Annotated in this window: 11 protein-coding genes and 1 pseudogene; 8 read left to right on the top strand and 4 right to left on the bottom strand. The window is 41.3% G+C overall.

From position 1 onward, the window contains the following. Positions 1–352: 352 nt before the first annotated feature. The gene (mfd, locus tag H7992_RS24010; RefSeq protein WP_067213741.1) at positions 353–3,883 is read left to right on the top strand and encodes a transcription-repair coupling factor; all 3,531 of its coding nucleotides are present in this window, start codon (positions 353–355) and stop codon (positions 3,881–3,883) included. Between the two features lie 90 nt (positions 3,884–3,973). Next, the gene (gene spoVT, locus H7992_RS24005) at positions 3,974–4,510 is read left to right on the top strand and encodes a stage V sporulation protein T (RefSeq protein WP_067213740.1); all 537 of its coding nucleotides are present in this window, start codon (positions 3,974–3,976) and stop codon (positions 4,508–4,510) included. A gap of 249 nt (positions 4,511–4,759) precedes the next feature. Here spoVT and H7992_RS24000 read toward each other — a convergent pair whose 3' ends face one another. After that, positions 4,760–5,467 carry a hypothetical protein gene (locus H7992_RS24000; protein WP_255428538.1) on the bottom strand — a complete coding sequence of 236 codons (708 nt, stop codon included), beginning with the start codon at positions 5,465–5,467 and terminating at the stop codon, positions 4,760–4,762. Beyond that, complete coding sequence (locus H7992_RS23995) at positions 5,460–6,284, bottom strand: ABC transporter ATP-binding protein (RefSeq protein WP_187046257.1); 825 nt, start codon at positions 6,282–6,284, stop codon at positions 5,460–5,462. Before H7992_RS23995 ends, H7992_RS24000 begins: the two co-directional genes overlap by 8 nt. A gap of 192 nt (positions 6,285–6,476) precedes the next feature. On the opposite strand from H7992_RS23995, the gene H7992_RS23990 reads away from it, so the two are divergent. Both H7992_RS23990 and H7992_RS23985 read left to right on the top strand, forming a co-directional pair. Then, positions 6,477–7,460: an ABC transporter substrate-binding protein gene (locus tag H7992_RS23990; RefSeq protein ID WP_187046256.1), complete on the top strand. Its 984-nt coding sequence runs from the start codon at positions 6,477–6,479 to the stop codon at positions 7,458–7,460. Further along, complete coding sequence (locus tag H7992_RS23985) at positions 7,460–9,424, top strand: iron ABC transporter permease (protein ID WP_187046255.1); 1,965 nt, start codon at positions 7,460–7,462, stop codon at positions 9,422–9,424. The genes H7992_RS23990 and H7992_RS23985 overlap by 1 nt, the downstream gene beginning before the upstream one ends. A gap of 98 nt (positions 9,425–9,522) precedes the next feature. Here H7992_RS23985 and lepB read toward each other — a convergent pair whose 3' ends face one another. Next, on the bottom strand, positions 9,523–10,068 hold the full coding sequence (gene lepB, locus H7992_RS23980) for a signal peptidase I (protein WP_067213736.1): 546 nt from the start codon (positions 10,066–10,068) through the stop codon (positions 9,523–9,525). A gap of 1,132 nt (positions 10,069–11,200) precedes the next feature. Between lepB and H7992_RS23975 the strand changes: the two are divergent. The 4 genes and pseudogenes from H7992_RS23975 to H7992_RS23960 form a co-directional block, all read left to right on the top strand. Next, positions 11,201–11,348, top strand: a pseudogene (locus H7992_RS23975) (cysteine hydrolase); the annotation flags it as partial. A gap of 290 nt (positions 11,349–11,638) precedes the next feature. Continuing rightward, entirely contained in the window at positions 11,639–12,862 is a 1,224-nt protein-coding gene (locus H7992_RS23970) for an MFS transporter (protein ID WP_187046254.1), read from the top strand. Between the two features lie 153 nt (positions 12,863–13,015). Further along, positions 13,016–13,432, top strand: a complete 417-nt coding sequence (locus tag H7992_RS23965; protein WP_067213733.1) for a MarR family winged helix-turn-helix transcriptional regulator — start codon at positions 13,016–13,018, stop codon at positions 13,430–13,432. Further along, positions 13,423–13,776, top strand: a complete 354-nt coding sequence (locus H7992_RS23960) for a DUF3147 family protein (RefSeq protein ID WP_067213732.1) — start codon at positions 13,423–13,425, stop codon at positions 13,774–13,776. Before H7992_RS23965 ends, H7992_RS23960 begins: the two co-directional genes overlap by 10 nt. A gap of 270 nt (positions 13,777–14,046) precedes the next feature. Here H7992_RS23960 and H7992_RS23955 read toward each other — a convergent pair whose 3' ends face one another. Beyond that, positions 14,047–14,220 (bottom strand): aspartyl-phosphate phosphatase Spo0E family protein, encoded by a 174-nt coding sequence (locus H7992_RS23955; protein WP_082786772.1) that lies wholly within the window; start codon positions 14,218–14,220, stop codon positions 14,047–14,049. Positions 14,221–14,292: the final 72 nt, after the last annotated feature.

The following is a 14,292-nucleotide window of genomic DNA, read 5'->3' as shown; positions in this document are numbered from 1 at the left end:
TTTCTGTTTTTCTGTCTAAAGGTAGTTGTGTTGAACTATTAAATTATTTTGAATTGGCTGCGGCATAAGGGGATGTCTTAGGGCTTCGGTTACTTGATGTCCAGTTAATGAGATAATTTCCAGCAAAGGCGTCTACTGGGTTAGCCGAAGCAATAAGTCTGACAGTGATTTTCTATCCGGCTTATTGTGGGAGGCATCCCCTAGTGCCAAGCGTTGTTGGTAGGATTCTTTATTACAACATATATAGATAATTATTTTTCCAATATATAAATATAGTTTGGACTTGGCGCACTTGAATGGCCTAGCCCTTTTTGAACGCCTACTATTATTATGAAAGAAAGGATGTGTAGCATTGGAATCACTAATAGATTTGTTTTTACAAGAGAAAGAGATTGACGAACTAGTGGGAGAGTTGGAGGCGGGAATAGACCGTCAACTTATCGCGGGATTGTCAGGCGGGGCGAAGTCGATTCTTTTCAAAGTGCTTCAGCAGTCGAGCAAACGGCCCATTCTTATCGTATCCCCAAATTTATTGCAAGCCCAGCGTACATATGAAGACCTCGTCAAAATGTTGGGCGATTCACTCGTCCACCTTTACCCTGCAGAGGAACTCATTGCTGCGGACTTTTCTGTTTCGAGCTATGAACTTCGCGCCCAGCGCATCGATACATTAGATCATATGGTACGAACTGGGAAGGGGGTTTATATCACGCCGATTGCAGGCATGAAAAAACTATTACCTGAAAAAGCACGCTGGCTATCCAATTCATTATCAACGACAATAGGCGCAGAAATTAATATGGAAGAATGGCTTGAAAGACTTGTGTCAATGGGTTATACGAGACAGTCAATGGTAACAGCACCAGGTGAGTTTGCATTGCGTGGGGGTATCCTGGATTTATATCCGCTGAATTTGGAAGAACCCGTACGGATTGAATTATTTGATACAGACGTTGACTCGATTCGCACGTTCTCGGCGGAAGATCAGCGCTCAACAGGTAAGTTGAAAGACGTATCAATTCTTCCCGCTGCCGAATTTGTTTGGAAGGCTGAAGATTTGACGATCATCGCAGAAAACCTGGAGAATGCGCTTGGCGTTAGTTTGAAGAAGATGAACGATGTGGATGCGAAAGAACGGTTAACCATTAATATGAAGGGGGATATTGCTTTAATGAGGGAGGGATCCATTCCGGAAAATATGTTGAAATATGCATCGTTTTCAGCTGGAACGACTTCCCTTGAAAGCTATTTTCCAAGTAACGGAATCGTTTTATTTGATGAAATCGGAAGGGTCCTTGAGGTTGTTGCATCACTAGAGTCGGATGAAAAGGAATGGATGGTTGCTCTTCTTGAAGAAGGGAAAATTGTTCATGATGCAAAAACTTCATATTCATTCGAAGAGGTACATGGAACATTAAAGCAACGAAAAGTATATTTATCCCTTTTCGTGCGCACAGTTCCAGGAATTGTTGTGAAAAAGACAGTGACGTTTTCTTGTAAACCGATGCAGCAGTTCCATGGGCAGATGAGTTTATTGAAAAATGAGATAGAACGCTGGCACCAAGGACGTTTCAATATTTTCATTATCGCAGACGGCAATGAACGAATGCAGAAAGTCCAATCTATCCTTGAAGATTACGATATGCAATCTGCCTTGTCTGGCAAACCGTCAAAAGCAGGTGGCATAATTGTCATCGATGGCGATTTGTCTGCTGGCTTCGAGCTGCCGTTTCAACGGATGGCAGTTATAACAGATTCTGAGCTCTTCAAAGGGACACCGAAACGGAAAGCACGTCCGCAAAAGATGACCAATGCAGAACGCATCAAAAGTTACTCGGAAATCAAGCCAGGTGATCATATCGTTCACGTTCATCATGGGATTGGGAAGTATTACGGGGTTGTAACGCTCGAAGTAAGCGGTATTCACAAAGATTACCTCGACATCAGGTACCGCGGAGAAGATAAGCTATTCGTTCCTGCCGACCAGATCGATTTAATCCAGAAATATGTCGCCTCCGGGGAAAAAGAACCGAAACTGCATAAGCTGGGTGGGGCAGACTGGAAGAAGACGAAAACAAAAGTTATCGCAGCAGTACAAGACATTGCGGACGACCTAATTGAGCTGTATGCCAAACGGGAATCGGAAAAGGGACATGCATTTGCAGTGGATGACGACATGCAAATGGCATTTGAAAACGCGTTCCCTTACGACGAAACCGATGATCAGCTCAGATCTATCGCTGAAGTGAAATTGGATATGGAAAAAGAACGTCCAATGGACCGCTTACTTTGTGGGGATGTTGGTTATGGTAAAACGGAAGTTGCAATTCGTGCTGCATTTAAGGCTGTATCAGATGGCAAGCAGGTCGCATTCCTTGTACCTACAACGATTTTAGCGCAACAGCATTACGAAACAATGAAAGAGCGTTTTTCTGGTTTCCCAGTTGAAGTTTCCCTCTTAAATCGTTTCCGGAAAAAGAAGGAACAAACGGAGACGTTGAAAAGATTGAAAGCGGGAACAGTCGACGTTATCGTTGGTACACATCGCCTTCTTTCTAAAGATATCGCCTACCATGATCTTGGTTTACTTGTTGTCGATGAAGAACAGCGATTTGGCGTAACGCATAAAGAAAAACTTAAACAGTTAAAAACACATGTCGACGTCCTGACATTGACCGCAACACCTATTCCACGGACGCTCCATATGTCGATGCTTGGTGTTCGTGATTTGTCCGTTATTGAAACGCCACCAGCAAACCGTTTCCCTGTCCAGACTTATGTTATGGAGCAAAACTTTGCACTTGTCCGCGAGGCAATTGAAAGGGAAATGGGCCGTGGTGGGCAAGTATTCTACTTGTATAATCGGGTGGAAGATATGGAGCGTAAAGTCGATGAAATCAAGCAGCTTGTGCCTGAAGCGCGAGTTGGATTTGCCAATGGTCAGATGGGCGAGTCGGCACTTGAGTCGGTGATTTTAAGTTTCCTTGAAGGTGAGTATGATGTTCTTGTAACGACAACCATCATTGAAACAGGTATCGATATTCCGAATGTCAATACACTTATCGTTCAAGACGCTGACCGTATGGGGTTATCACAGCTCTACCAACTACGTGGGCGCGTTGGGCGTTCGAATCGTGTTGCCTATGCCTATTTCCTTTATCAGCGTGATAAGGTGCTGACAGAGGTTGCAGAAAACCGTCTTCAAGCAATTAAGGAATTTACGGAACTTGGCTCGGGTTTCAAAATTGCGATGCGTGATTTATCAATTCGTGGTGCGGGTAATTTACTTGGTTCTCAGCAACATGGCTTCATCGACTCGGTTGGTTTCGATCTTTATTCTCAATTGTTGCAAGAAGCTGTTGAGCAGAAGCAGACAGGTATTGTAAAAGCGGATATACCAGACTTGGAAATTGCGTTGCCGCTTAATGCATATATTCCAGATGAGTATGTACGTGATGGATTCCAAAAGATTCAAATGTACAAAATGGTTAAAGCGATTGAAAATGAAACCGACTACAATGAACTTGTCGATGAAATGACAGACCGATTCGGTGATATGCCGCTCGAGGCTGACTTGTTACTACGTGTTGCAAGGGTAAAAGCTTGGGGACGTATCGCGGGTGCCGAATCCATCAAGAAACAACAATCGCTTATTGAAGTTCGCATATCGCCTGAAGGAACTGCGAAAACAGACGGCGCAAAACTGGTATCCGATTCAATGGCGTTTGGTCGTGCAGTTGGGTTCACGATGGAAAATGGTTGTCTTATCATGAGAATCGATGAGCGTCATACAGGGAAACAGACTGCATTTGATGTACTTGAAGAAATGATGCGAATTCTTCAGTCGTCTTTAAAGGAAACTGTTGTTAGTGATTCCGTCTAAAGGGCATGTTGCATATTTTGTCCATCCTTGATGCATACTACAATTGAAACAAAGTTAACGTTCAATTTTGTGGAAAGTGAGGCATCATGTATGAAGGCAACGGGAATCGTCCGCAGAATCGACGATCTTGGCAGGGTAGTTATCCCTAAAGAGATTCGAAGGACACTAAGGATTCGTGAAGGGGATCCACTTGAAATTTTTACCGACCGGGATGGCGAAGTTATTTTGAAGAAGTATTCGCCGATATCAGAACTCGGTCAATTTGCAAAAGAGTATGCGGAAACATTGTACGAAACACTAGGCACGCCTGCGCTCATTAGTGACAGGGATGAAATGATTGCCGTGTCCGGATTATCGAAAAAAGATTATTTGAATCGCCAGTTGTCGCCTGATCTCGATGAGATTATGACAGGCCGTAAAATCGTTACTGAAAAACTTGAAAAGGCGATTGAGTGGGTGCCTGGACAAGTGGAGCAGGTGAAGTCTTATTGTATTGCACCCATTATTGCTGCGGGGGATACGATTGGTGCTGTTTACCTGTTATCAAAGGTGCATTTTATCGGCGAAACTGAAATGAAAGCGGCGGAAACGGCCGCGCATTTTTTAGCGAAACAGATGGAACCATAAAAACAGCCCACACGAACCGGATATTGACGGTTTGTGTGGGCTGTTTTTAACGTCTAGGAAATTATAAAATCTCGAACTGAGGATAATTTCCAACATAGAATTTATACGTCTAGACTTCGGACGCAAAATGCGCGGAGGAAGTGAGTTACGCAGTGGGTAGGAATTGAACTATATCCCCCCTTGTTGCGGCAAGACGGTGCAAATTTAGAATACCTTCTATAAATGGCTTTATGCCTGTTGCCTCTGAACTTAGGCGTTTGTACTTTTACTCTTTGCCAGTGGACAATAGGGGCATTTTTCCGTGTTCGGAAGCTCCTTATACAAACAACATGTTAATCGTTTATAATTCGCCATAGCGTCCAGTGCCTGTTGGTTGTTCAAATATTGTTTGAAAGGGGAGCGGCGCATTGCAGGTTTCCAAGCTTCATCATCCAATAAAACATCTAAATCTTGCTGTGCAAATAAGGAATTTTCTTGAAGCAGCATCGAGTACATCCATAAGACGTACCCCCATATGTTTTCCCACAAAATTAACTTCGCGATTTTTGCACGCTTGCTTAAATAGTCAACGACAGGGTATCCGTAGGTCTCAAGAATAAAGCGGATATCTTTTTCACGGTTTTGTACGAGTCTAAAGCCGGCAGGTGGAACGGAAAAAAAGATTGTATCATTTTCGATGAATAACGATACATCGTCCAAATCACCAGCCCAAAGTAAATTATGTTCACTCATTAAATGTAGTTGGGCAGCAATGAAAAAACCATGCCTTCTCATATAAATAGATGTAGCGACAGTATTCGTTGGGGCACCAGACAAACTTTGAATTATCTCAAATAGTTTGTCGCAACCTGATTCGGATAACATATCTGCCGCCGACATAAACGTGGTCGCCTGTTCACCGATACGCACACTGAAACGTTCTAGTGCAGAAATGTGTTCTGCGTGTAACTTAAGCACCCGTATTTTTCCAGAGTTCCGGTACGATACAACGGCCCCGTCCGAATGGAACACAGTGTGGTGTACCGAAAAGAGGGTCTGTGGAAACTTGACACTCCATCCCAAACACAGCTCGAACTAAATCGCAGGTAATAATATTCTCTGGCTTGCCTTGCGCATGGACACCGCCATCTTTAATAGCGACGATATTGTGCGCATAACGGGAGGCCAAATTCAAATCGTGTAGCACCATTACAATGGTACGGCCTTTTTGTTCATTTAATTCGAACAGTAGATCAAGAATTTCAATCTGATGCGTCATGTCGAGGTAGGTCGTTGGTTCATCCAATAAAATGACGTCTGTATCTTGAGCCAGTGTCATTGCAATCCATGCACGCTGCCGCTGACCACCTGATAACGTGTCGATCGATTGATCTCGTAGATCACTTATCCTAGTCGCTGTCATTGCAGCTTCTGTTTTCTTCGTGTCCTCTTCAGTCCATCTTGAGAGCCACGATTGGTGTGGATAGCGTCCTTGTTTCACAAGATCATGTACCGTAAGCCCTTCAGGTGATACAGGTCCTTGTGGAAGAATACCCATTTTCTTTGCTACATTACGTGAAGACAGCGAGTGGATATCCTTACCTTCAAGTAAAATAGAGCCGTCAGATGGTTTTAAAAGACGGGCAATTGAACGGAGTAACGTAGACTTACCACAGCCGTTACTACCGACGAAAACAGTGATTTCGCCTTTAGGAATCGATAAATTCAGGTTTTCAAAGAGTAGATTATCTTGATAGCCAATCGATAGGTTTTCAGCTTTTATTGAGGTATGCATTGGAATGCCTCCATATCTATAGGGAATCTAAATGATTTTCATTTTCAATTAGAGATAAGCATAGCATATTTAGCATCTATTGAGAATGATGGTCATTTATTTTTGAATAAACTTTACAAAGCCGTCTAATCAAGTTTAAACTACTAAATGAGAATAATAATCAAGATATAGATAAATGGAGGAATGTTAAGTATGAAGAAGTCTTTAAAATCCCTGCTTATTTTAGCGCTTTTTGCGGTGTTGTTGGTAGGTTGTTCTTCGAAGAAAGAAGATAAAGCTGCAGACAATAAAAAAGTAGAAAATAGTATAACAATTACGGGTGTTAATGGTGAAGTGACGCTCGATAAGCCTGCTAAAAAAATCGTTGTTTTAGAATGGACATATGCGGAAGATTTATTGGCAGTAGGCATTCAGCCTGCTGGGATGGCGGATATACAAGAATATCATGATTGGGTGAATATCGATGCAGAGCTTAGCAAAGACGTAGCAGATGTTGGAGGTCGCCAAGAACCGAATTTGGAGGCGATTGCTGCATTGGAACCGGATTTGATCATCGGTACTAGCTTCCGTCATGATGGGATGATTGCGGATTTAGAGAAAATTGCGCCTACGGTCATTTTTAATCCGTATCCTGAAGATGAAAAAATGGATTTGTATCAAGAAATGATAACAACATTTAACGAGATTGCAAAAGCGGTTGATAAAAAGGATGAAGCGAAACAGGTATTAGCTGACCTGGATGTGAAATATGAAGAAGCGAAAACGACTATCGAAAATGCCGGTTTGAAAACAAAAGATGTTGTCTTAACACTTGCCTATACAGGACCTCAAGCACCTGAAGTTCGTGTATTTACGCCAAACTCAATGGCTTCAATTATGTTAGAGAAAATTGGTTTAAACAACATCCATATCCCAGATCAATTTGAAATTTACGGTTCGAGTACGTATAACGTTGAAGGTCTAACGAAGTATGAGGATGCAAACTATTTGTATATCGTTCAGGCCGACGACAATATTTATGAGAAACAATTAAAAGATAATGCGGTTTGGAAGAACTTGAATTTCGTGAAAGAAGACCGTCTGTATGATCTAGGCGGGGATACTTGGTTATATGGAGGTCCTCTTTCAGCTGAAACACTGCTTAATAAAATTACAAGCACGATGGTAAGTAAGTAATGGCAAGAAAGACTTCAGGAAAACGATCCTTTTTAGTTATGATTATTGGGTTGTTCCTGTTGGTTTTATTATCTTTTATTCACTTAACACAAGGTCAAGCGGATTATACTGTTACCCAATTAGTAAAAGAAGTGTGGACAGAGGGGCGCGTGCAGGACATCGTGCTCTCTCTGCGTCTTCCGCGGTTAATAATCGGGATACTTGCTGGTGGTGCCCTTGCAGTGGCGGGCGCTGTATTGCAGACGTTGACGAACAACCCATTAGCATCTGCAGGCACACTAGGAATTAATGCAGGCGCTTATTTTTTCGTCGTTGTTTCAATGATTTTCTTCCCATCGCTACTCGGGAATTTTCCGTTTATTGTTGCATTGATGGGTGCTGTACTGTCATCCGTTCTCGTTGTAATGCTAGCAGGTAAGCAAATGGAACCCGTTCGTGTCGCGCTGACAGGAATGATTATTTCGTTATTGTTTGCGTCGATGACAGGTTCTTTGCAGCTATTATTCGAAAACCAGACGAACGGTCTCTTTTTATGGGGCTCCGGTACACTTGTTCAATTAAATTGGGACGGTGTATCGTTTGCAGGACCGGTTATCATTGTGTTCTTCGTCCTCGCGTTAGTGTTGGCAAAGCCATTGGATACGTTGTCGCTGGGTGAAGATATTGCATCGTCTCTTGGGCAAAATGTTAGGTTTGTTAAATTACTCGCGTGGGCTGTTGCAATTGTCCTTGCGGCTGCAACAGTAAGTGTAGTCGGCCCAATCGGTTTTATCGGATTAATGGCCCCGCATATTGTTCGAATGCTTGGCGTTCGAGGGCATTTGAACATTCTCCTCCAGTCATTTTTATGGGGAAGTGTCATGCTGATAGGAGCCGATGTGTTAGGGCGATTGGTTCAACCTGGACAAGAAGTACCGGTTGGTGCAATGACAGCGTTGATCGGCGGACCGTGGCTGTTGTACTTGGCATGGAAAACTGCAAAAACGCATAGTCGGGGCGACCGTCAAATGGGCGGTACATTGAAACCAGTGAAACTATCGGTTGTCATTACAATCGTTGTCGCACTTATTGTTGTTATTATTTCATTGGCTTTATCATTCAATGGCACTGCATGGACGACCGAATGGTTGAAACCTGTTGTGTGGAATTTCCGAGTCCCGCGCGTGTTAACGGCGTTCATCGTCGGGGTTATGCTTGCAGTTGCGGGGGTATTATTGCAGGGGGTATTACGAAATCCATTGGCGGATGCAAGTATTTTAGGTGTTACATCAATGGGTGGTGCCGGGGCGATGATGCTTCTCGTGTTATTTCCCGCCATTCCGATCAAATATATGCCGCTAGGTGCAGTCGTGGGAGCTGCCATTGCACTCGGTATAATTTTAGGGACGTCATGGAAAAACAATTTCCAACCGATGCTTGTAGCACTTATGGGAATTGCGATTTCTGCATTCGGCTCGGCCGCCACACAAGTGTTTGTCGTGAAAGCGAAACTCGCCGTAGCGGCTGCGCTCGTCTGGTTGTCGGGAAGTACGTACGCAAAAGGATGGGACGATGTACAGCTAGCCTTGTTGCTATTTGCGTTGTTCATCGGTCCGGCCATTTTCTTGACACGCAGTTTGGATACGTTGACGTTCGGTGATGATGTGGCGGCGGGTCTTGGACTTTCAGTGAAGTCGACCCGTGTTTGGGCATTGATCGTTGGTGTCGCGATAAGTACGGCAGCCGTTTCAATTGTAGGGACGATTGGCTTTGTCGGGCTCGTAGCACCTCATATTGCACGTAGATTGGTCGGTTTCCGTCACCTGCCTTTGCTTGCCGTATCTGGATTATTAGGCGGACTGCTTCTTGTCACAGCAGATTTTGTCGGAAGGATTCTTATTGCTCCGAAAGATATTCCGAGTGGTCTGATTGTAGCGCTGATTGGCACGCCGTATTTGCTTTACCTTCTTCGGAAAATGAAATGAAAAGCGAGTCGCCACTGGCGACTCGCTTTTCATTTTGATATATATAAAACCAATTAAAATTAATCATTCTCCAAAAAAGGAGTCCTTCAAGTATATACTTATTTCGGTATACTGATTTCCGTGAATGGGTAAATCCGCAGCTTCACTTCACCAATGACAGCATCCTCAGAAATGAATCCGAAATATCGACTGTCATTACTCTTTAAGCGATGATCGCCAAGTACAAAAAAAGCGCCTTCAGGTACTTCCTCTTGCCCTGTAATTTCCGCTAACGTGAAATCTCCAGTTATCCGATCCGTGATTGGATCTCCATCAATACGCTTAGCATAGGGCTCATCATATACACTTCCATTAACGTACAATATGTCATCAATCATCTCAATACGATCTCCGGGTACTCCGATGACCCTTTTAATGTATTTATCTGTTGCATTAGGGGCATGAAAAACAATCAAATCGAATCTGTCAATCATGCTCACTTTACTCACAATAACACGGTTATTATCTTCGAAGGTCGGCAACATGGATTCTCCTTGCACCTTCGTTGGTACAAATAAAAACTGGTAACAGATAAAAACAATTGCAGATGCAAATAATAGTGATTGTATCCAAGAAAACAACTCACTTTTCACAGTTTTCTCCAATCATATCTCCCCTTCCGATTAACGTCTTTATCTCTTAGTGTACAAGACGGGACCCATTATTAATACTTTAAACATGAATTTTACCCACTATAAGTAAATTTAGGGCGGTGATTAGGGAGATACATACCTATGTAGGAAGTAGATAATTGAAGAAGGATTTAATAGTTAATGGATTTCAATTGGATTATATAAAGAAAATTTGAAACTTTAGAACAATACGAACGTCTAAAATAGAAGATTAATTTGAGAATGAAAATACTTGAAGCTGTGTCCCACCTACACGTATAACAACTATATATGCTGATATAAAGAAACCACTCAACAACGCTCGGCGCTCGGGGATGCCTTCGCTGGAGATTATATAGAATCATTAGTTCCACATATATACTATATTTTTTTTAATAAATATTCCCTTTTCAAATCCGCTTCGGCGACTCCTTTAAAGGCTTCTACACTCAGTTCATATGCCGTTTTCAAAACTATAATCTATATTGTGTGTCTTTCTAGCAATTTTCTGTATAACTAACCTTATTTGGATTGAGTTTTCTATTTGTATATTCTTCGGGGAGTTGTGGGACATAAATATTAATAGTGCCTGTCCATCGTAAAAGTAAGCTGAACTAGAATTACAGAATCTAACTATGCGAAATGGAGAATGATTTTATTGAAACCAATCATAAAGGCTGGATTTATAATTGGTTTCTGCATGTGGCTTGTAGCGTGTGGAAACAGCGTACAAGTGGGACATAAAAGCGGAGAGATTTTTACACCACATGAAACTGACATTATTCAAGTAGGAAGTGATGTAGAGAACTTGGAAGCTATGGATCAATTTGTAGAGGATTCAAAGAATGAAATGGAAAGAGAAGTTCGCTATGTAGTTTTTGAAAACGAAAGCGCTGATCCCACAGCAGTTTATACGTTAAAAGCTCGTAAAGACTTGGAAGCTGGACAAAGTTGGGTTGAGATATCACGGGACTGGAACTATGATGCAGAGGGTCATGACCTTATTGATCCGCAACAGTGTAGCAGCGTGTCCAAGGATATAGAACGAGGTGCATTTTATCTGAATGAATGCTTCCATACGTGGGAGATTAAACTTATGCCCATTGGTGAAAGTAATAACAATACCTCAGATGCAACAGCCGCCTTTGGAAAGATGGATCAAAATGATACCTATTATGATGCAGAAACTGTACATACTATATCGCCTAGCGACACTACATGGTGAATTTGCGACAATACTTACACTAGAGCAAGTCCTAAAAAAGTATTTATAGCATTTTTCTTTGACTACTGTGAAAGTTAATCTTTGTGGGTACATTAGCTTTATGGATTTAGTGAATAGTATTCTGAAAATTTGTATTCAAACATATCAAATTGACGTATAATAGAGTTATATAACTCATTCTTACTACCTCTATAAACATTATTATATTGTAGCATTTTGTGATTTTTTTGCATTTTGTATTTTGTGTTGTAAAACAATAGATTTTAGGAGGTATTTGTCGAGTGTAAAACTACCCTGTACTAATCAGAATTAAATTTTGATTGTAAAGGGGTAGTAAGAATGAAGAGTGCATCTTTCCGTTTTCTTTGGATTGGCCAATCAATGGCCAATTTAGGTGATATTTTTTATATTGTGGGGCTTATTTCAATTTTATATGCTTCGACAGAGTCACCATTTATATTGGCATTGGTACCATTTCTTAGTATGTTTGGTCGTTTTATTAGCGGGATGATTTCCCCGCTACTGTTAAATCGATATCCATTAAAGACCCTGCTTGTTCATTCGCAAGTAAGTAAGACATTATTATTGTGTTTGCTAGCGCTTATCTTAGTATTTCACATAACGTCGAGCATACTCGTTATAGTAAGTTTCGTATTTACGATTGCATTCTTAGACGGTTGGGCAGCACCAGCAAGCCAAGCAATGTTACCACGCTTGGTTCCCAAAAATGAACTTGTGAAAGCCAATAGCTTCTTCTCCATCATTTACGAAACAGTAAATTTAGGGGGCTGGGCACTTGGCGGTCTGCTTGTTGCAATTTTCAGCGGTCAAGATGTCATTTTAATCACGTTGGCATTGTATCTGGTTGCTACTTTACTGATGACTAAAATTGTTGATCCAACCGAGTTTTACAGGAAATTTTCCGAAGGTCGTCAAAGCGGTGAGCTAAAAGAAGGTTGGCAAATCGTTTGGAGAAACCCGTTGTATAAGAGTCTTTATGTGATCATCGCATTTGAAGCAGTCGCAAATGTTGTATGGATTGCTTCTATACTCTACGTCTTCGTGGCTGAAATTCTTGGTGAGAATGAGTCTTGGTGGGGATATATTAATACATCGTTCTTTTTGGGAATGGTCATCGGTGGGATTATATGCTCACGTTTTACCACGGTATTTGAGACAAACTTGAAGTATGTTTTGATTACTTTTTCCTTTGGAATCAGTATCCTGACACTTCTTTTCGGTTTAACGACAATGGCTTGGCTGTCTCTTGTCCTTATGGGACTCATTGGGGTTTTTCAACAACTAAAAGCAATTGCTGCAAACACATTTCTTCAAAAATCAGCCAGTCCCGAAGAACTCCCAAAAATTTATGCTGTAGAGAGTTCGCTGGTGTCGTTATTATTTGCAGTTTCCTCTTTACTGTTTGGCGCACTTGCCGAAATATGGGATGTGCGAATTACTTTTATAATTTCAGCAATATTGTTAGGAATAGCAGCAATATATGCTGTGACTCGTCATCGTCATTTTATTATAGAGGAATCCAATTTCCCATTTGAAAGATAATCAGCACGAAAAAGTAAACCACCCTTGCTACTTAGGCCCAGGGGTGGTTTACTTTTGGTTTTATCCTCATTTTCACCTATAGTGCATTAACTCTCCTTTTATATCTTATAATGCGATATAATCGTATTGCGAGATATAAAAGGAGTGGTATTTGTGAACAGTAAAGTTAGGCTATTAAATCAATATTGGACGGATACTTATTTTCATTTACATTATCCCCATAAAGAAAAAATCTCTCATCAAATGGTCCGTATTCTCCAACTTGTAGATAAACAGGAAGGGACGGGAATCAATGAAATTTCTTCACACATAGGAGTTTCTCATAATACAGCTTCGGAACATGCTAAAAGAATCATTGAAAAGGGGTATTTAGTAAAGGGGAGAGATCCTCTTGATGAAAGAAAAGTGATTCTTTGTATAACGGATTTAGGTAAAGAAGTTTTGCATAGAAATACGAGTCTCGATGAAGACAAATTAGAACAAGTTTTGAACCAACTGGATGATGATGAAAAGAATTTGATAGAGCAGGCCCTAAGAATCTTAAGTGAGCGAGCAAAACAATGTATGTGATAATGAAAATTATTGCTTCGGCAATCGTTATTGGGATTGTGACGGAGGTTTCAAGAAGATTTCCTTCGTATGGGGGGATAATAGCTGCTCTTCCTTTAGTCAGCTTACTCAGTATTGTATGGCTGTATGTCCAGGGAGAACAAGCCGCAACGTTAAGTAAGTTTGCGTTAGGAGTACTTTGGGGATTTCCTGCAACCGCATTTTTGTTAGTGGTCGTTTATGTAGCCTTACAAAATTCCGTTCATCTATTTATCTCCATTGGCCTAGGAGTGAGTGGCTGGTTGCTATTTTTGTTAGTTCAAGATTTCATCTTAAAATCCATAAAAGATCTTTTCTTAAGTTAACAGGGCGGTTTAGGTGAAAATCGGAAGTCCTTGCGATTCAGTAAGGATCATCAACAGTAACTAACTCTATCTATATATACTGAACAAATGAATACCTATATAAATTAAGCGAAGGCGCCTTACAAGGGGTAGCCGAAGCCTTAAGACTGGCAGTAAAACTGCTTGGCTTAGGGTGAGAGGCATCCCCGAGCGCCGTAGCGAATTCAATGGGATTTTGTATTCAACCTATATAGTTGATTATTTGTATTTAGAAAACGACATATTGTCGGATCACTGTATAGCCCGGATCCCCTGATATCGATTCAATAAGGTGTCCAGTTCTTGGCTACGTGCAACGACAACCGGATGACTTAAACCAAAATGCTTTGCCGTCGCGTACATATCATTTCTTTTTAATTTTATTAATACGGATAGAACTCGCTTTTTAGGAATTGTTTTTACCATCCTTGGTCCCTCCTATTTTACCTTTTTTATCAGTTTTATTTTTTGATATAATTTAACAGTTAAATGTTTACA

Source organism: Sporosarcina sp. resist (assembly GCF_014302295.1).
GTDB lineage: Bacteria > Bacillota > Bacilli > Bacillales_A > Planococcaceae > Sporosarcina > Sporosarcina psychrophila.
Note: the sequence above shows the minus strand (reverse complement) of the source record. Positions and strands in the feature narration are given on the sequence as shown.

Coding starts and splice junctions, on each gene's coding strand:
- H7992_RS23960 (WP_067213732.1), top strand. CDS start 13,423: ATGTATGTGATAATGAAAATTATTGCTTCGGCAATCGTTATTGGGATT.
- H7992_RS23985 (WP_187046255.1), top strand. CDS start 7,460: ATGGCAAGAAAGACTTCAGGAAAACGATCCTTTTTAGTTATGATTATT.
- H7992_RS23995 (WP_187046257.1), bottom strand. CDS start 6,284: ATGCATACCTCAATAAAAGCTGAAAACCTATCGATTGGCTATCAAGAT.
- spoVT (WP_067213740.1), top strand. CDS start 3,974: ATGAAGGCAACGGGAATCGTCCGCAGAATCGACGATCTTGGCAGGGTA.
- H7992_RS23990 (WP_187046256.1), top strand. CDS start 6,477: ATGAAGAAGTCTTTAAAATCCCTGCTTATTTTAGCGCTTTTTGCGGTG.
- H7992_RS23970 (WP_187046254.1), top strand. CDS start 11,639: ATGAAGAGTGCATCTTTCCGTTTTCTTTGGATTGGCCAATCAATGGCC.
- H7992_RS23955 (WP_082786772.1), bottom strand. CDS start 14,220: ATGGTAAAAACAATTCCTAAAAAGCGAGTTCTATCCGTATTAATAAAA.